Origin of the sequence: Enterovibrio paralichthyis (genome assembly GCF_019209835.1) — a bacterium.
Classification (GTDB): Bacteria; Pseudomonadota; Gammaproteobacteria; order Enterobacterales; family Vibrionaceae; genus Enterovibrio; species Enterovibrio paralichthyis.
The window spans coordinates 1-18663 of sequence record NZ_JAHUTS010000019.1 but is presented as its reverse complement, the minus strand read 5'-3'; the positions used below and the strand labels follow the sequence as shown (position 1 = coordinate 18663).

The following is an 18663-nucleotide window of genomic DNA, read 5'->3' as shown; positions in this document are numbered from 1 at the left end:
CTACTGGTTGAAGCTGGACAGATGGACATAAAACACTGAATAGGCTTCAACCTAATTAATTTTATTAGGTATCATCCTATCACAAATTGTTTTGTAGGGAAGACTAAGCGGCAACTTTTTGATCTGGATTGCAATTGCCGCTCAGGTATCAATGTGAAGACCTTGTTTGGTCCATCGATCATAGCCGCTATCAATGCGCTACCCGAACCAGTGGCACCACGATGTTACCGCGATGAGATACCCCTTTGTCCGACCCTGTAGACATCAGGGCTCGTTGTTCACTCTCCCGAATGCGCCTAGCAACCTCTGCCTGGGCTGGTAGCAATGGCAACATCCCTTCAGCAATCGCGTCTGGGGCTGAGTCTTGGCCACAGGACATCAAGTGCTTCCATGGATCTTTAAGAAAGCGCTCGAACGTGATGCCAAATTCAATGATGCGGGCAGAGACGAAGATTTCGCCCCAGTATTCAATGTAGGTGTCTTGGTACATGGAAAGATTCCTCTTGTTGGTTAAACCATGAGTTCACTTTCCATTTTCCAGAGGTTTTCAAATATGCAAGGCTTACCTTGTAGAGAGCTACAAAGCTTTAAATCGATTACGGGCATCTTTGTAGTCATAGTGGGCATGTTCTGAGCCACGATGATACAAATCATCCAGGTAAGTTTGTTCCTGCGGCAACTCGTCTTCGCTGATTTCGCGCCACCAATGCTTGTTGGCACCTTTAACGCCGTCATGCCAACGGTAACCACGTTCTTTTAAATAGTCCTTTACGTCAAACGGCGCACCAAACGCACGAACTAACACAGTTCGCCTGTCTGCTTCAGACAACAAGTTTGCAACGGACTCGGGCAACAAATGGAACAACCAGGCCATCGCCAAACAATCGGTTGCGGCTCGGTGTCCTTCATAAAACCAACCTAAGCGAAGCAGCAGGTACTCAAGCTTTCGACTTTCAAAACCCAGCGCCTTCCAATCTATGCCACTGGCTGAACAGGCCCAAGATAGATGGCCTAATGCAGCAAACCGCTTTTCAAAGAAAGGACGATCAAACTGTGCATTGTGTGCAACCACCAGCGGATCATCGGATAACCAACTCGCTACCAGTGAATCATCAATGCGCTGGCCTCGCACCATGTCATCGGTAATACCGGTTAACTCTGTAATCAGCTCGGGGATTGGCTTGCCGGGATCTTCATACAAACTGATCACATCAACAATCGACACAATCCGCTTAGCCGAGGGACTGTAAAGCACCTTAACCATACCAAGCTCAATAATGGACTCGTCATCGGCAGACAGTCCAGTTGTCTCTGTATCGAGCAGCACCATTGGCTGTTCATCACCGACCACAGGAGATAGTTCAAGTGGCCAGGACTGCGGCTCACGCGTTAATGGAATACGCTCCAGCAATCTAAAATCTTCTGGTCTTTCTGGGATATCCGCGAGGCGCTCTAGCGGAAATGGCGCAGGGGCTCTTGTCATTGATGGTTCCTCTTCAATTCTATTGTTCGCTTTAGGTGATTTCACTGTGCCACAGGTTTTTCTAAATGCACCTTGGATACCTCAGCGTTTTTTTAATCTTTCTACTGGGTGAACCCATGTATGAAGGCTTTGGCTAAGCCTTTCAGAAAGCCTTAGCTAAACCCTTTAGGTAACCCTTACCGATACCCTTTAGGTATGGCTTAGCCAACCCCTTTTCAAACGGTTGAAAAAGGCTTGAACTGAGTTCGACTGAGCATTTTAATGATGCTCCTGACTTCGCTTTAAGCCAGTAAATTCAATACGAAGCAGAATTTTACTAACTGTTTTTAAACCCTTTGCAAAGGGTTCAACAAGCCTTGTTTGACGGTTACTTGACCCATGCGTTAACCAGTAGCAGTAACAGGATCAGTAACAGAAACAAGAGCAGTAGGCAGAAGCAGTATTGTCCAAGCCTTGCAGGCTTTGACGAGGGCGAGCGATCCCCCCACATCTAGTTTTTCAACACAAAAAAGAAATCACCGACAACACAGCGTCTTACTCGAACAACTACAGTTTTACCTACAATTTTACTTGTAGAAATCAGCATAGCATTAGATACTGTATAAACAAACAGTATTAATTATGATTTTTCGAGGTTCGTCATGAGTGTCTCGCTGATAGGCCGTAGCGGCGCACTTGCCTTCATCAAAGCCAAGCGCCTTCGTATTCCATTGTTCATGGAACGTGTTTCTGCTGGTTTTCCTTCACCAGCGCTTTTCCCATATTGCTCTTTTTTGTCAATGTTCTGAAATCTATTAATAAATAACGAAAAAATAATAAGATAGTAAGATAAATCTCGTTCATACCTACTTTTACGGCGTTGACAACTATCACTCGGTCGAGTTTTTTCACTGATCCCCGCTGGGATCCCCTAATTGGTTGCCTTAGCGCTCATCCGAGCAAAGTTGAGTTAGGCTAGTTAACTAAATAATATAAATGGCCTTGTCCGACTCAGGCGAGACGGAACAACTTCGGTGGCCTCGATAAGCGCTGGCCCACTCCGAACCGTGAGAGTTTTTAAACAAACTGGTAAAGCAGACGCAATTCTCTTTCACTCGAAGCTGCTTTAAACCGCAGGTCGCGACCCATAACAGACGCTAATTCTTTAATCGATATTCGTTTTGATGTATCATCGCGAGCAGGAAACACCTTTCTTTATATCTAGGAAAAAACTATCGTATGTACTCCAAATTTGTTGTTTTTGTATCGCTGTTAAGCAGCTTAACCCTCAGCATTCCTGCCAACTCTTCTCCAGACCTGATAGTCAACAGCATCAAAGAGGTAGAGCAAAACCTGGGTGCTAAAGTAGGAGTCTCAATCTACAGCGTTTCTGATGGTTACCTTTGGCATTACAACGGCGATTCACGTTTTCCGTTGATGAGCACCTTTAAAACTCTTGCATGTGCGAAATTGCTCCACGATGTTGAAACGGCGAAGCTGTCGATTGATCGATCTGTGAAGATTGAGGAACAAGACCTTATTACTTGGTCGCCGATAACAGAAAAGCTTGTTGGAGAGAGCTTTTCCCTCAAGCAGGCTTGCACGGCTGCAATGGTTATGAGTGACAACACAGCGGCTAATATAGTACTGGACGGTATTAGTGGCCCATCTGAATTGACCTTGTTCATGAAAGAACTCGGTGATGAAGTAACGCGACTGGATCGTATAGAGCCTCATTTAAATGAAGCGCGAAGCGGGGATGAGCGTGATACAACAACACCTAACGCGATTGTAAAAAGCCTCGGGAAACTGCTTTATGGCGAGAAACTCTCAAGTGGCTCTAAAGAACAATTAATTGAATGGATGGCTGGCAACAAGGTGTCCGATAGCTTGTTGCGTTCAGTGCTACCAGAGGGGTGGTCAATTGCTGATAGGTCGGGTGCTGGTGGTTTTGGGTCTAGGGGAATCACCGCTGCGATTTGGTCAAATGAACAGCAGCCATTAATTGTTGCGATATATCTCACCCAGACTGAAGCTTCGTTTGACGAGAGAAATAAAGCTATTGCCAAAATAGGTAGAGAAATTTTCGCTTCTTATAACTAAGGCAACTTGGCGGGTACTAAGCACCTCAGCATCATAAGATGAGAGGTGTTCTTTCAATCTTCCTTTATAGCGGCAGCTAAATCGCAGCTAAAGACATCGATCAGGCCGCTCCGTATGTCCGCATTGTGCCGACTCCGGTATATGCGCAGGAAAATCATCTAACGTCCGGTTCCGGAAATTTCAGTTGGCTCTGTTAAAGCAACAGTGAGCGTATGCCCTCTCCCCCTTTAACGCTGCTCCTCAGAGACGGCTATACGGTAGTTATCTGCGGCCGTAGTTGAGCAGTGTGGTCATTTAGCAGTATCTCGCGCTATAAAAAACTGTATGTATATACAGTTTTTTATAGTAGGCTTATCTTGTAGAGCAAGGTGAGTGAGATCTCTTTATGAGTCGGGTTTCCCCAAAAAGTTTTCCCCAAGGTATCATTACGAAAGGCCACACAGATAAGAATTTCCAGTTTCTGGTTCTGTCCGGTAATGTTTTGCTTCTAATTCAATCTCACCTTGCTAATTTACCGCCGTCCCAGCGGCGGAGCGCTAATAGGGCTGTGTTCTACTTCGAATGTTTCCTGTGGCTAATCAACCATCCACCTATCACAAGCACTCTAGACCTTCGAACAAATGCTTTTCTGAGCATTCAGCGCCTTTTCTATGGCGCGCTTTACTCAAACTGTTTTCTGGCTGCTGAAGTAAAATACTCAGGCAGACAGAGACTTGTCCGGTATTTCTTTAAACTCCTCGCTGAGCTGTCTAAATCGTCTCCTATCAATATTTTTGTATATTCAGACCTTACAGATAGCCAGGTCCGAGAATGCATCGCTCAGTTTGAAGCTATTGGGATTGACCCTGTACGAGCAGCCAAGCTCATGGGGTGGCAAGTCGCAGACAGAAGCGCGAACTCATTTCGATTAAAGATGGGAGCCATCTTCGATGTTTTTGGGCCTGATTTTACGATGGAATTACACCAGGAGAGTAAGAAGCACGCCTTGGCTCATAGTCATTATAGTAACTACGCTAATGTGGTCTCTCGATTTGATGATTTTCTGCGCTGGTATGACGATGATCCGATAGACAGACCTTCCTTAAACGCTCACGTGCTCCAAGATCCAGTCTTTGTATATCAGCTTTTCTGGAGCTTTCAGCGCTGGCATTTCGAAGGGTACTCCGAGCGGAGCCAAACCCAACCGACGGAACGGGTGTTGGCAAACCTTCAGCGCCAATGGATCAGAATCATCTGTTGGGCAAAGTCTGTTCTGGTTAGCGGAGGGCTTATGTGTTCCCCGCTTGGCGATGTGTGGCCCGAAGGGAGCAAAAAGCTCACTCGATTCCTCCATGAAGTAGGCCACCATCGATACGCTGATGGTGAATCCCTTGTATCACAAAAGCTTTTGACCCAGATCCCACTGTCTGTCACAGATAAGGAGGCAACGGAGCTTCTATTCAGACAGATCGAAGACGACTTCAATAAAGTCGTTCGGTGGGCTCGACGGGAGATTGATCACATAGCTCATCGTTTGAACGTTATTGATCAGGCCTGCGATCAAGGGGATCTGATAACGCTAGGTTCTCGAATATCTGCTCGGGCTTATGGCCAGCCTGTGATGGGGATGAACAGCCTTATCAGAACTGTAAAAGAAACCCACAACGGATTTGCAATCATCGACCACGCTATGCGCGGCCACTTGGTAAGCGCAACAGGGAGTTCTTTTTCAACATCGGAGTTAGCGGCGAATCTGGCTATGCCGACGAAGTATGCGATTGCTCCCATCGCTCTCTGGCTAGTAGCGCAGCATCCCGTTCTGACCGAGGCATCTCTATTGAAATGCGAGTTATTCGACCGAAACGGTAAGCGAACCGGCTTTGTTAAGACCGACTCTGGATCTGTGCTTGTTGTGAAGAAAAACCGGAAAGGGAAGCAACAGGAGGTTGTACTGAGCGACGACGCAGCTTCGGTGGTCGAGCTGCTTATCCAGATCACGGCCCCGGTTAGGCGCTATCTCAAGGAGAAAAGGGATGATGCCTGGCGACGATTGTTCATCGTCGCGGGTGGTCAGGGCTTTCAGGAACCTTACACTTTCACAAACCAGACCAGCTTCGCCAAGATCCTCCGGCAGAAAGCCTTTATACAAGCTCATAGCGCCGAGTTAGGAGACATGGTCTCCGTATTGTCGCTGGCCCGGATAAGGGCTACCGCAGGTGTTCTCGTCTACCTCAAGTCGTTAAGCATAGAGAAAATGGCAGAGTCACTAGGCAACTCGAAACGAGTCGCCATGAACCATTATCTGCCGCCTACCATCATGCAGTTTTTCCAAGAGCGGTGGGTCAGGATTTTCCAAAACGCGGTGATTGTCCACGCTATGAAGGACTCTCCTTATCTGCTTGATGCAACGGACTTTAGCAGCATGAGTGAGTTGGATATGTTTCTAGAGGCGCATGCCCTTCGAACGCCGCCTGAAGAACCCGAACAGCTGAGTAGTTCCTCTGAGCAAATATCTGGTTCGTCAGATCCAGAGATCGTTATTTCTATCGATGAAGGCGTTCTTGGTGTGCTCCTCTCGCTAAAAATGGCCGTTGAGCAAGCTGGCCCACGTGCGGCGGGAACGGCTGTGTACTGGAGCCAGTTCGCAGCGAAGATAGAGGCTCACATTGAATCTGATGGTTATCTAGATCCATATATCCGCGGTTGTCTAGTTAAGGCTAAGGGGATAGCGAATCCTCAACAGTTTGAGGGTCTAGTCTATGGATGATAGCAGCGCGCTACCTCGCGAATTGGACTTCATAACGCGATCAGTCGATGCGGATCTAGGACTATTCCGAAGCGCTGAATGGCTCAATTCGAAGTTCGATGACCCAGTATGGAGCGCTCGTTTTGCCGAAAATGGCAAGAGAGACACTGTTATTGATTTCAGGGTTAGGCTCGATGATGGGCTACTGCTCACCCACCCAAGACATCACAACCTTTTGGAAAGCATAAAGGCATATTTATGTCTGTCGTCCCATCCGTTGGCCACCGGAGGCAGCCAGCTTGCCCCGAAGACGGTACAGCAAAGGGTTCGTACGACCTTAGGTATCATCGACTACTTTCTCCTGAGAGCCGAGCATTTCCAACTGGCATCCCATCAGTTCAAGCTAATTACGCCGCATGACATAACTGAGTTCATGGCTGTGTTGGCTACTGATCAGTACGCTAAGAACAATCTCTACGCTGCGCGTGAAGAGCTACAGCGTTTCCTTCGCCTCAACAGCCATCAGGTTACGAAGCTGGAGACACAGTACGTTCTATCAAAGGTTCCTGGAATCGCTATTGTTGATGATGTAGATGAGAGCAACCTTGGCTTATCAGAGTCGGAGATTGTTGCGGCTAGGATTTTTCTGTGGATCAACGGAAACTACAAACGCATACCGATTAAGGCGGGTAGTCATGGGCATTCATTTTTTAGTCATCAAGTTTCTCCAAACAGTATCTACTCTGAAATTTATCATGAGCGAACTTTAGTGACGCCTAAATTCCGGGGGCTGGTGCTGGACGAGCTCCACTTTAGCCCATCCGAGAAGACCTTTAGAGAGTATCCCATGGTTTCGTCCATGGTTCTGTATGATGATCCACTTCCCTCTGAGGCTGGGGTTGATTTCTACCGACAATCGCTTAAACGGATGGAACTCCTTAAGCTCTGTGGGCTGGACCATATCAACCATCTTTCGCTAACAGCCTTGGATAATAGAGCTTTCCTCGGGCAACTTAAGATGAAGGGCACCGGGCGTTACCGGTCGCTGCCTCGGGACGTCGTATTTTCATCGTTTCGGAACGCAGTGGAGTTCTACTTAGATTTGGGTCAGGTCCTTATCGATGGTTATCTGGCCTTGGCGCGAGAGGCTGATGCACGTGGATGTGCCATCGGGGATTTGACCCAATCTGAAACGATAGAGCTGATCCCAAAGAGGTTGCGAGACATCGGAGTAAGTATCTGGGATCTCTCGGCAGATTTTCGCGGGCAGAACCGTGGAGGCGGTAGCGCTCTGTTTTTTAAGCGGTTCAGAGAGAATGAGGGACTGCTCCAGCTAATTGAGGTACTTTATGGTGCCATCTGGATAATACTCGCTGCGCTTAGTGCCAGACGTTCTGGAGAGCTTAGGGATCTTAAGGCAGATACCTGCCTTGTTAAGAAGTCCCATGGCTATTATTTACAGTTTGACTTGCGGAAACGGAACTTCGGCAAGACTCGTGAACAGGTCCTTCGTCCCATTCCCAATGTCGCGGCCCGGTGCATTCTGAGCTTGGGTGATCTTCGTCAGAAGCTCTCCTTGCTTAGTTCAGTTACGATTTCAGATAGGCTGTTCAGCAAGCCTCATTATCGCGAAGTTGGCCTGTCTGCGATGGGTTCAGTAGACGCGGCCAAGGTGCTAAACCGCTTTTCTGACTATTTCGAAGTCCAACAGGACGCTACTGGGCATCGTTATTACATTCGTACCCATCAACTTAGACGCTTCTTCGCTATGACATTCTTCTGGGCCGGCGGATTTGGCGGCCTAGACACACTTCGGTGGTTTTTGGGTCATACGAATGTCGAGCATGTTTATCACTACATCACAGAGACCGTTCCAGGAGAGGTGTTGCGAAGAATCGGTGCCGAATACGCATCTGATGCACTTCTCATAGGGCAGAGCAACACAGAAGATCTGGGTAATCTCCTACGTGAGCGTTACGGATTGTCATCATTTTCCATCATGCAGTCGGATGAAGTCGCAGACTATATCGAAGACCTAATGATGGAAGGGTTGCTAAAGATAGAGCCAGTCTTCTTCGACACACCGACAGGAAAGCGCCATGAGATCCTCTTTAAAATCACCGGAGAAAATTCATGAAGAAAGCATCACGGCAGGTGTCTGCTCAGCTTGAGATTAGCAACAGATCTGTTCTTTCTCGCGTTGAGTATCTCGAATCGATTATTCACTCACCCGCCGAGCATCAAGAAAACATAACACTTTTGATCGCTTTGAAGAGCCAAAGTGGACTTGCAAAGCTGGCGGTTAGCGAAGCTTTTATTTCTCCTATGTCTCTCAATACGCTTAAGAACAGAGCGAATGACATACTCCCTGGTGGGTTTACGACTATTGATCACCTGAGACGCCAGGCCGCAAAAGCTATTCACGATTCAACCGTAGTCAAGCCTTCATCGTCCTCTATAACCAAGCAGGACCTCAAAGATAAGATTAAGGCTCAGGAAAGGACCATCTCTCAGTTGTGGGATGAAATCGCACTGGTTACGAATGTTTTTAGAGAATCAGTAACACTCGCCCAACAGTTTGCCGAGAAATGCCCAGACCCGGCAGATCTGATCCTTTTCAAAAAGCGCCGTAGAGAGCTGCTTTTAATGTTCTCATTAAGCAAGCGGCCTCAGACGCCTTTACATGAGAGCCCGTCCAATGCCGAAGGATGAGAAACTCTATAATCTAACGAGCGATGTTTTCCGATTACCTTACGGGGTTGATCGAAATAGCCACGTCCTCAGCGTCAGAGCTGATAACATTCCGCTTCTCTGTTGGCCCGATGGCAGGCCGTGCACCGAGGCGAACCTATATATGCTGCACTGTTTTGAGCGTGGACTTTCCCGTAAGGAAGGCGGTGGGACACTTACTCAATATGCCAAGCTTCTTTCACACCTTATTCGCTTTTGCTTTAACAACAACTACTCATTCATAGGGTTGACTGATTCTCGCTTTTCACTATTCATCAGAACGCTCCAAGGAGAAATGGATCCACGAAAACCAGAGCAGAGAAAACGGAGAGCAGCCCATGTGGCAAACATAGGGAGAACCTGCCTCGGCTTTTTAGGATTCGTTGGAGAACTCTATCTAGAACCGTCGTTCGTCGGCGCCGCAGGAACGATCAGGGCTGAGACGAAGGAGTTCAAGCTGGCTGGTCAGAGAAAGCAGATAGTCCATACCTATTGGCATCACCATTCCTTTCCTAACCCCGAGCCTCCAACACGGCGCTTACCTATCAATTCTACAAATATCGCAAAACTGATCGAAGTGATTCCGGATGTGAGCACGACGACCTATCAGAGAAGACGGCGTTTCATTCTGGTCAAGCTTTTGGAGATTACTGGGGCAAGGCGAGTTGAGATCGCGAACATCAGAGTCGAAGACATCTATAACGCGAGGAAGATGAAGCAAGAGCCTGTTCTCAAGGTCTTCACCGCCAAGCGCTCGGGAGGAAGGGAAGAGTACAGATACTTGCCGGTTTCCAAAATGGACCTTGAATTGATCGTAAATTTCATCGAAAAGTTCCGACACCGGATCATTAAGAAGACCATCGGTAGCGCTAGTGACTTGGGCTATCTGCTGATTTCGGAAAGTAGTGGACTAAGGCTCGCTACCGAGACGCTGACGAATGAACTACTGCTGCTTGCCAAGGCTGCCAAGATCGAAGAGCAAGCCTGCGCACACATGTTCCGGCATAGATTCATTACCAAGCTTTTTGTGGCTTTGATTGAGCAACATGAATTCGAAAATGGGGACGATTTTCGGCGTGCTCTCCTGGATGGTGAGACCCTCAAGAGAAAGGTTCAAGAGTACACGGGGCATACTTCGATCAGTAGTCTTGAACCGTATATTCACTTGGCTTTCGAGGAAGTGGCGAGGTTTGGAAGTACCTTAGACCTGATTAAAGCAAAGCTTGCCGTTGAATCGCTACGGTCCAATCTCAAGGACATTGCTATCGAACTCAGACACGGCAGGAGTCCTACTGAATTGAGCGCCCTCCTCCGCGACTATATCGACTTGGCGCTGGAGGAACTCAGTAGCGCCTCAATTTCTACAGAGAGCTGACAAGATATGGGCAGAATGAGTTCATATGGGAATCCAGCGCAGGATTATGTTGAGCAAACGCTCGACCTCAACGAGCTGTGCATCAAGCGACCGGCTGCAACGTTCTTTGTGCGTGTTGAAGGTGATTCAATGATTGATGCCGGGATTCACCCAGATGATATTCTGGTGGTTGATCGCTCTGTCCAAGCCGAACACGGTGACATTGTCATCGCTGGCATCCATGGTGAACTCACGGTAAAGGAGCTTCAACTAAGGCCGTGCGTCATGCTGATCCCAAGAAACCAGGTGTATGAGCCCATTCATATTCCTGAAGGGACAGAGTTAGAGATATTTGGTGTGGTCACCAATGTGGTGCGAAACATACGCCGTAAGTCGTGACTATCCCATGCCAGTATTTGCCTTGGTGGACTGCAACAACTTTTACGCCAGTTGTGAGAAGCTGTTTCGTCCTGATTTAAAAGATACGCCGATTGTGGTGCTGTCCAACAATGACGGCTGCGTGGTTGCACGGTCGCGTGAAGCTAAGTTACTCGGTATTAAAATGGGCGTACCCGTCTTTCAAATCAAAGCTGAAATGCAGCGCCATGGCATTTTGGCATTCTCGTCCAACTATGCGCTTACAGTTGGGAAATACTTTAGACATCACATGTTGTAATGTTTCAGGTTGTATAAATTAGACGTCGAGATGAGGGGTGGTTACAATTTTTACTATTGGTTAAGAAATATCTTGAAAAAGTAGATGTATGAACGCGTAACCCCCTGGGGGAAGGCTTAGCAGTGTGAATAACGGATGATTTAGGTGTTAATGTGATTGAACAAAATAGGTCGTTTCCAGATGACTTCGGCTTTGACTATTGTCTTATGTGGATTAGTACGGAGAAATATCCCTCATTTATAAGTAGGCCACACCCTGACAGTGGCGAGATCATCCATGACGTTAGGGACAACTCAAAACCATTTGCTCATAAACTTCCAATTTTAATAGACCCCGATGGTATCAATGTGGTGCCAGTGAATCTATATCTTCACTCTTTGTTGGCAGATCCAGATATATCCTCCGATAAGACGATTCAATCCCATGCAGTTGCGTTATTGAGCTTCTATCGGTGGTTGAGCACGGAAATCCCCGAACATACACACCCAAGGACTGGCCTTCTGGTTGATGAAAAACCTCCGTTAACAATATATGACTGCACCGAGAAGGTAGAGGAAAGTCCAATCGTGAGATATCGAGACTATTTATTGGAAAACCTTTATACCAAGGATGAAACTGGAAAAGTCGGTGGTTCTCCAAGTACAGCCTCTAACTATGTTTTGAAAGTTGTCAATTACTTCATCTTCCTTCATCGCCAGCGGATCATTTCAATCAGCAAAACCTTTCGACCATTTGAGTTTAAGGCAAAGACTGTTCGCATAAGCAACAAAGGAAACAGAGCACAACATGAAATGCTCTCACATCTCAATCGCAGTCACAGTAAGGAAATTATTGTATACACCACAGGTCTCACTAGACCATTTAAGAACATAAAAAAACCTCAAGATGCTGATATTCGAGAGCTTAACCCACTTCGTGAAGATGAAAAACAAGAGCTTTATAAACACCTTGATATTGAAAATTCATCTGACACTAAAGCCCTAATGGTGTACTTAAAAACTGAAACGGGATTGAGATTGGAGGAATTAATAACATTTCCTGCCTCTGTCGTGGACAAGCCAAAAGCTAAAGTAGTTAAGGTGCAAATTGGTGAGAATATTAACGGTTGCTTAACCAAGTTCAAAAAAAACAGAACAATTGAAATCCCAGCCAGTGTCATGGATCTGTTGTACGAGTACAAGTTAAGTAAGGCGAGGAAGAAGGCTATTGAAAAAGGATTACTTCGCCATAACCACTTATTCGTTAAATCGAATGGCAATATCTACGCTCCAAACACCATTCAAAAGTATGTGGAAACTATCCGCAATGATTTGACACACTGTGGGCTTGATATTTATTTTGCCCCTCATGACTTACGAGCCACTTTCGCAACCGACTGGCTGTACAGCAAACATATGGAAACAGGTAAGCCCTTCGAGGCTTTGTTACAGGAGCTGGCTGATTTGATGGGGCATGAAAGCACCTCTACCACTCAAAAATACGTTAACTACATGAATGACAATAAAACATGGTTGGAATTCGCTCAGCGTAAAAATCAATTCGCACAACAATCGCTGAGGTGATGATATGGCAAAAAGTCGATTAGCAGCATCGAGAAATCAAAATAAATCACCCGCTCCGCCGATTACTAAGAAAAATGTTACTTCATTAGATTTGATCGTTGATATACGGCCAGAAGGGGTGCTAAACAGCACAAGACACAATTTTATTTATTGGTGTCATGAACAGTGTGATCCCAAAAAACCATTAGCTAAACCCTCTCGACTGGAAAGAATGCAAAAGCTAAAAAGATGGGTTGATCAAGAGAAGAAAAATGAAACCAATGCATGGTCTCTAGTAGTTAAATTAAGCGCCTTAAAGACTTACATTGCATTTTGCGACATTAAGAAGTTCGACCCTTTTAGTCAGGCTGGATATCTTTATTACGCTGGTAACTCAGGTGAGTTACGGCGCTTAGTTGACATTGCTAGTGAGCCTAAAAAATACCAATTTCAGTATCATAATGGTGAAGAGTTTGGTTTGTTGGAATCCTCAGCTCTTCAAAAAAAGATGAATCTCGACTCGATGCTTCCAGTGCTTGATTTTGATGTGTCAGACATGTGATCTGGTCAAGCTAGGCCGCACACTTTTTCCTTACACTTTCAAACTCAATTGGCGACATATCATTTAATGAAGTATGAAGCCGAACTGAGTTGTAGTATTTGATGTATTTCTCTACATCAGTTTTCATGCTTTCTCTGGTTAAATGGTAAACATTTAATAGCCATTCATTTTTCAAGCTGCCGAAAAACCTTTCAACCACAGCATTATCTAAACATGCTCCACAACCACTCATTGATGGCGTAATTCGATTGCTCCATAGCAATGATTGAAAACGCTTACTGGTGTATTGTGAGCCTCTGTCGCTATGGAAGATCAAGCCTGCTTTGGGTTGACGCAGGTTGATAGCCATTTGCATCGCTCTCATGGTTAAATCAACCGTCATGCGTTTACTCAACGCCCAGCCAATAATACGGCGAGAATGCAAATCCATCACAACAGCTAGGTACATCCAGCCTTGATGCGTTCTTAGATAGGTGATATCACCCGCCCACGCCTGATTTGCTCTGGCTGGATTGAATTGGCGCTTCAATAAGTTATCAGCAACCGCATGGCTATGTTTGCGCATAGTCGTCACTTTATAAGCCACTCGCTGTTTAACGACTAAACCGAGCTTTTTCATCAAGCTCTTAACCCGACAAATACCAATTTTAAAGCCTTCTTTGCGTAGCAACTTCATTAAGGTTCTGGCACCAGCACTACTGCGGCTATCATCAAATAACCTCTTCATGCGACGATAAAGCATTAACTCTTCAACACTAATAATCTTGGCTGGTCGCCTCAGCCATGCGTAATAGGCTGACCGACTCACTTCTAGAACCTCGCACAAAACGCTAATTGGAAAGCGCCATTGCTGCTCTTTAATATATTCGAACTTTATTTCATTTCTTTCGCAAAGAAGGCACTCGCCTTTTTTAAGATCTCACGCTCCATCTGTAAGCGTTTATTCTCTTTTCTGAGCTTAACCAGTTCAGCTCTCTCATCTTTGCTTAATGCTTCGCCTGAAGTTTGCTTGGCTAGTTTGTCTTTCCAGTTGTAAAGCAGCTTAGTTGTTATGCCTAATGATTTGGCTGCTTCAGTAACACTGTAACCTTGTTCAGTGACTAGCTTTACAGCTTCTTCTCTGAACTCATCAGTATATTTTCTAGGTTTTCTTCGTTGGGTCATTTTCACACCTTTGTTGTTGGACTAATTATCCTTCACAAAAGTGTGCGGTGCCATTAAATCAGATCACTTTAATTAGATATAAAGTAAGTAAACAAAAAGTCAGTAAGGTAATTGATAACGTGTCTAAACGAACCATAAGTATGTTGGCTAAAGAACTGAGTGTAAATGTCGAAACAATTCGCTTTTATGAACGCAAAGGCTTAATTAAACAACCACCAAAGCCTATGCAGGGCTATAGACATTACCCGAAAGAAACGGTAAATAGAATACATTTTATCAAGCGTTCTCAAGAATTAGGTTTTACGCTAAATGAGATTGAAGGGTTACTTGCGTTAAACGATAGTCCATGTAGTAAAGTACAAGAATTAGCTAATAAAAAACTGATCGCAGTACAAAAAAAGATGGCTGACTTGTTGTTGTTAGAACACGCTTTGGAAGAACATTTAGGACAATGCCAAAATAATGATGACGATAGCCACTGCCCAATAATTGATTCGTTGCAACCGAAGTAAATGATTCACTTAACTACCATTTCCCACTAAAACAGCATATCCAATTTTACTTCTGCGCCTTAATTCAAGTTAGCTTATTCCCCGTATCTGTCGTAGCAGATTATCAAAGATAAATTTTTTATAAATCACCCTTGACTCCGTACTTAGGTACATGCAATACACTTGCATTATCACTTAATGAGGTATCTATATGAATCAAAAAAAATCAAACCTTCCAATGATAGGAGGCATCATAGCAGCATTAGGCGCAGGCGTATGCTGTGTAGGTCCTTTGCTCCTGTTATTACTTGGGGTAAGTGGCTCATGGATTGGTAATTTAACTGCATTTGAACCCTATAGGCCATTATTTATCGCATTTGTAGTGTTGTTGTTTGGCTACTCAGGTTGGAAAATTTACCGTCCTGTAGAAGAGTGTGAGCCGGGAACGGCCTGTGCAATTCCTAAGAAACAGCAACAACGAAAAGTCATTTTCTGGCTGAGCGCTATAGTTGCGACAATTTTAGTGACCAGTAATTATTGGATACTTTTGTTTGCTTAATATACAGATCAAGAAATTTATAACATTTTAAAATTTGGAGCTAATTATGAAAAAATTATTATTAACCGCACTGCTTTCACTTTCTAGTTTTGGTGCTTTTGCTGAAGTAAAAACAGTTACACTGGAAGTGCCAACGATGAACTGTGCGACATGTCCAATCACAGTTAAAAAGTCATTAGAAAATGTTGATGGCGTTGAAAATGCGAAAGTTACCTACAAGCCTAAGCTAGCTGTTGTTTCTTTTGATGACACTAAAACCAACATCAATGCATTAATTGCAGCGACTACCAACGCTGGCTACCCTTCAAATTTAAAAAGTGAAAATAAGTAATGTTTAGCCCCTTAGAACTAGTTACGCGTATCGGAGATAAAGCAGGCTCTATAGGTGCACTTGTTTCGGCAATGGGATGCGCCATGTGTTTTCCCGCGATAGCTAGTCTTGGTGCGGCAATTGGGATGGGATTTCTTAGTCAGTGGGAAGGGGTATTTATCAATACGTTGTTACCACTGTTTGCAGTATTAGCGCTGGCAATGAATATCTTAGGCTGGTTTAGCCATCGTCAATGGTACCGTAGTTTTATCGGTTCAATTGGCCCCATTTTGGTTTTACTCTCTTTATACCCTTGGTTCCAGTACGGGTGGAGTTCATACGTTACTTATACGGGGCTAGGACTAATGGTTGCTGTATCAATTTGGGACATGGTTTCTCCTGCGAATAAACGCTGTGATGATGAAACTTGTACCGCTTAACTTTTTTAGAGGAATAAAATATGTCAACGAATAGTTGTTGCTCGTCAAATGACATCCAGCCAGAACAATTACATGTAGCCATTATTGGTAGTGGTTCAGGGGCCTTTGCCAGTGCGATTAAAGCAGCAGAAGGCGGAGCAAGAGTTACTATCATTGAAGGAGCCGATGTAATCGGAGGTTGCTGTGTAAATGTCGGCTGTGTTCCTTCAAAAATATTGATCCGTGCTGCGCAATTAGCGCATCAGCAACGTACTAACCCGTTTGATGGTTTAGAAAATATTCAGCCACAACTTAGCCGCTCCTTATTAGCACATCAGCAAAACGCTCGCGTCGAAGAACTACGCGATGCTAAATATCAACGTATTTTAGAGAGTAATCCCGCGCTATCTTTACTTAAAGGTTATGCACGTTTTAAAAATCAAAATACCTTGCTAGTTCACAAGTCTGATGGTAGTGAAGAAGAGCTGGTTGCAGATCGCATTTTAATTGCAACAGGCTCTACACCAAGCATTCCGCCAATTAAGGGTTTAGTTGATACACCTTATTGGACATCAACAGAAGCCTTATTTGCAGAAGAGTTACCGAGTAGTCTAGTTGTCATCGGCTCCTCCGTTGTTGCTCTGGAAATTGCGCAAGCTTATGCCCGTTTAGGTAGCCGTGTGACAATTCTAGCCAGACATACCCTTTTATATGCTGAAGATCCGTTATTAGGTGAAAAACTGGCAGAGTGCTTTGAAAAAGAAGGTATTAGGGTACTTAATAATACGCAAGCAAGTCATGTTTCTTATGATAGCAATGGTTTTTCATTGGAAACTAACGAAGGAACATTAATCGCTGAAAAATTGCTTATCTCTACGGGTCGCCATGCAAATACTGGAAAGCTTGGTTTAGAAAATGTTGGTGTTGAAACAGATAAAAGTGGTGCCATTGTTGTTAATAGTATGATGGAAACATCAACAGCTAACATTTATGCCGCTGGAGATTGCTCCAATATGCCACAATTTGTTTATGTTGCTGCTGCTGCCGGAAGTAGGGCTGGAATTAATATGACAGGTGGAAATGCGCAACTCGACTTATCTACCATGCCTGCTGTTATATTCACCGACCCACAAGTTGCTACGGTAGGTCTAACCGAAGTACAAGCTTCAGCGGTAGGAATAAATACGATAAGTCGTGTACTTGATATGGAAAACGTACCAAGAGCTTTAGCAAATTTTGAAACGGATGGTTTTATCAAGTTGGTAGCTGAAGAATCCACGGGAAAACTGATAGGCGCACAAATTTTAGCCCATGAAGGCGGAGAACTGATTCAAAGTGCGGCTCTTGCTATTCATAATAAAATGACAGTCGAAGAATTGGCAGGTCAACTATTTCCGTATTTGACGATGGTTGAAGGATTGAAGTTATGCGCTCAAACCTTTAGCAAAGACGTTAAAGAGCTATCTTGCTGCGCAGGGTAATCATTTAACGGTAATGTACTTACAGAAATGTTAATGGAGTGCCAATTGATTGAATGTAATCAAGATATCTTAAGGCATTCCATTAACAACACAAATTGGAAGCATGCTAAATCATGATTAAATCTAAGGTTGAAAACATTCCTGTTGGTGAAGTCAGTTTTTTGACAGAGATACCTGACATCAATAAGTTCATTAGTAGTGATGATGATGCGTTGGATTTTCCTTTGAGTATTTCTCAACTGGCACTAGCTGCACAAACATCTGTCCATACGGTAAGAAATTATGTTCTTGAGAACTTAGTACACTGCGAAGAAAAAACTAAGTCAGGCCATTCACTTTACGGCTTATGTGCATTAAAGAGATTAAAGTTCATTCGAGCAGCAAGGGCGGCAGGTCTTCTTGTAGTTGATATCAAGCCATTACTAATGGCAATAGATGCAGGAGAAAGAAAAGTTCCTGAAGACATCCAAAAGCTGCTACTTACTAAAATCGAGCATAGAAAAGTATTTTTAAATCTAGTAACAAACCAAATTGAAGAGTTTTGCAATTAGAACAATTATAGAACAGTTCATGGCTCGACTAAAAACTTGTTAGCTTATCTGTTTTCTATCAATGTTAGCTTGTATATATCAAGCATATAGAATATCAACACCTCCAATTTTTAATGGCACTTTGATGCGCAGTACCTTTTGAATTAGAAATACAAACAGATGGCATTCTTTAACTTATTGATTCTACATCACTAAGTAAACCAGCTAAGTCGATTTCTTTGCGGTCTTTATTAAAGGCATATTCCCCATTTAGATTAATGTGTTGCCAAGCAACAGGTGAAAGCCGAGAAATAACATCAACCACATCTTGCCTACCGTTCCTCTCTTGGATTTGTAAAAATGCCGATAGTAACGCGGAATTATAATAAATAATGCAATTTGAAATGAGTCGAGCACAATCGTTCCATTGTGGGGTTCTAGGGATTTTCCCCTCTAAAAAGACATAATCCTCTGTAGACCACACCAATAAATGGCTGCGGAGGTGGTTTACTTTCAGCTTGGAGCCTAATCATCCACTATCGGCCTTGTTATTTCG

18 protein-coding genes and 2 pseudogenes are annotated in these 18663 nt (G+C 44.4%); 16 read left to right on the top strand and 4 right to left on the bottom strand.

The annotated features are described in order from the left end of the window. Positions 1-190: 190 nt before the first annotated feature. Together KU854_RS18330 and KU854_RS18325 are read right to left on the bottom strand one after the other, a co-directional pair. On the bottom strand, positions 191-490 hold the full coding sequence (locus KU854_RS18330) for a hypothetical protein (protein ID WP_218359846.1): 300 nt from the start codon (positions 488-490) through the stop codon (positions 191-193). An 87-nt stretch (positions 491-577) separates the two neighbouring features. Next, positions 578-1483 carry a 3'-5' exonuclease gene (locus KU854_RS18325; protein ID WP_218359845.1) on the bottom strand — a complete coding sequence of 302 codons (906 nt, stop codon included), beginning with the start codon at positions 1481-1483 and terminating at the stop codon, positions 578-580. 641 nt (positions 1484-2124) lie between these two features. On the opposite strand from KU854_RS18325, the pseudogene KU854_RS18320 reads away from it, so the two are divergent. From KU854_RS18320 to KU854_RS18275, 10 genes and pseudogenes are all read left to right on the top strand, one after another. After that, positions 2125-2235, top strand: a pseudogene (locus tag KU854_RS18320) (UV protection and mutation protein); the annotation flags it as partial. A gap of 466 nt (positions 2236-2701) precedes the next feature. Next, positions 2702-3565 (top strand): class A beta-lactamase, encoded by an 864-nt coding sequence (bla, locus tag KU854_RS18315; protein ID WP_025441399.1) that lies wholly within the window; start codon positions 2702-2704, stop codon positions 3563-3565. 385 nt (positions 3566-3950) lie between these two features. Then, positions 3951-6311: a hypothetical protein gene (locus tag KU854_RS18310; RefSeq protein ID WP_025441398.1), complete on the top strand. Its 2361-nt coding sequence runs from the start codon at positions 3951-3953 to the stop codon at positions 6309-6311. Next, positions 6304-8427 carry a site-specific integrase gene (locus KU854_RS18305; protein WP_025441397.1) on the top strand — a complete coding sequence of 708 codons (2124 nt, stop codon included), beginning with the start codon at positions 6304-6306 and terminating at the stop codon, positions 8425-8427. The genes KU854_RS18310 and KU854_RS18305 overlap by 8 nt, the downstream gene beginning before the upstream one ends. Then, positions 8424-9002, top strand: coding sequence for a hypothetical protein (locus tag KU854_RS18300; protein ID WP_025441396.1), 579 nt, complete (start codon positions 8424-8426; stop codon positions 9000-9002). The genes KU854_RS18305 and KU854_RS18300 overlap by 4 nt, the downstream gene beginning before the upstream one ends. Before the next feature lie 313 nt (positions 9003-9315). Beyond that, positions 9316-10395, top strand: a complete 1080-nt coding sequence (locus KU854_RS18295) for a site-specific integrase (protein WP_158088367.1) — start codon at positions 9316-9318, stop codon at positions 10393-10395. 30 nt (positions 10396-10425) lie between these two features. After that, positions 10426-10773, top strand: a pseudogene (gene umuD, locus KU854_RS18290) (translesion error-prone DNA polymerase V autoproteolytic subunit); the annotation flags it as partial. Between the two features lie 7 nt (positions 10774-10780). Then, positions 10781-11050, top strand: a complete 270-nt coding sequence (locus KU854_RS18285; RefSeq protein ID WP_040522710.1) for a Y-family DNA polymerase — start codon at positions 10781-10783, stop codon at positions 11048-11050. Positions 11051-11202: 152 nt separating this feature from the next. Beyond that, positions 11203-12612 carry a tyrosine-type recombinase/integrase gene (locus KU854_RS18280; protein WP_061094527.1) on the top strand — a complete coding sequence of 470 codons (1410 nt, stop codon included), beginning with the start codon at positions 11203-11205 and terminating at the stop codon, positions 12610-12612. A gap of 4 nt (positions 12613-12616) precedes the next feature. Continuing rightward, positions 12617-13153, top strand: a complete 537-nt coding sequence (locus KU854_RS18275) for a hypothetical protein (RefSeq protein ID WP_201797620.1) — start codon at positions 12617-12619, stop codon at positions 13151-13153. 10 nt (positions 13154-13163) lie between these two features. Here KU854_RS18275 and KU854_RS18270 read toward each other — a convergent pair. Continuing rightward, a protein-coding gene (locus KU854_RS18270) for an IS3 family transposase (RefSeq protein ID WP_102140835.1) occupies positions 13164-14317 on the bottom strand; the annotation gives its coding sequence in 2 pieces (ribosomal slippage) (positions 13164-14071 and positions 14071-14317; 1155 coding nt in all). 140 nt (positions 14318-14457) lie between these two features. Between KU854_RS18270 and merR the strand changes: the two genes are divergently transcribed. From merR to KU854_RS18240, 6 genes are all read left to right on the top strand, one after another. Beyond that, positions 14458-14829 (top strand): Hg(II)-responsive transcriptional regulator, encoded by a 372-nt coding sequence (gene merR / locus KU854_RS18265; RefSeq protein ID WP_033011277.1) that lies wholly within the window; start codon positions 14458-14460, stop codon positions 14827-14829. Positions 14830-15019: 190 nt separating this feature from the next. Further along, positions 15020-15367, top strand: coding sequence for a mercuric transporter MerT family protein (locus KU854_RS18260; protein ID WP_012517597.1), 348 nt, complete (start codon positions 15020-15022; stop codon positions 15365-15367). A gap of 46 nt (positions 15368-15413) precedes the next feature. Further along, a complete protein-coding gene (gene merP, locus KU854_RS18255) occupies positions 15414-15698 on the top strand; it encodes a mercury resistance system periplasmic binding protein MerP (RefSeq protein WP_008110847.1) in 285 nt (94 codons plus the stop codon). Then, entirely contained in the window at positions 15698-16117 is a 420-nt protein-coding gene (merC, locus tag KU854_RS18250) for an organomercurial transporter MerC (protein WP_012517596.1), read from the top strand. The genes merP and merC overlap by 1 nt, the downstream gene beginning before the upstream one ends. Positions 16118-16137: 20 nt before the next feature. Then, a complete protein-coding gene (gene merA / locus KU854_RS18245) occupies positions 16138-17577 on the top strand; it encodes a mercury(II) reductase (protein WP_008467329.1) in 1440 nt (479 codons plus the stop codon). A 113-nt stretch (positions 17578-17690) separates the two neighbouring features. After that, the gene (locus tag KU854_RS18240) at positions 17691-18128 is read left to right on the top strand and encodes a MerR family transcriptional regulator (protein ID WP_008110853.1); all 438 of its coding nucleotides are present in this window, start codon (positions 17691-17693) and stop codon (positions 18126-18128) included. 169 nt (positions 18129-18297) lie between these two features. Here the strand turns inward: KU854_RS18240 and KU854_RS18235 are convergent, their stop codons facing one another. Continuing rightward, entirely contained in the window at positions 18298-18591 is a 294-nt protein-coding gene (locus KU854_RS18235; RefSeq protein ID WP_158088382.1) for a Tn3 family transposase, read from the bottom strand. Between the last annotated feature and the right edge of the window lie 72 nt (positions 18592-18663).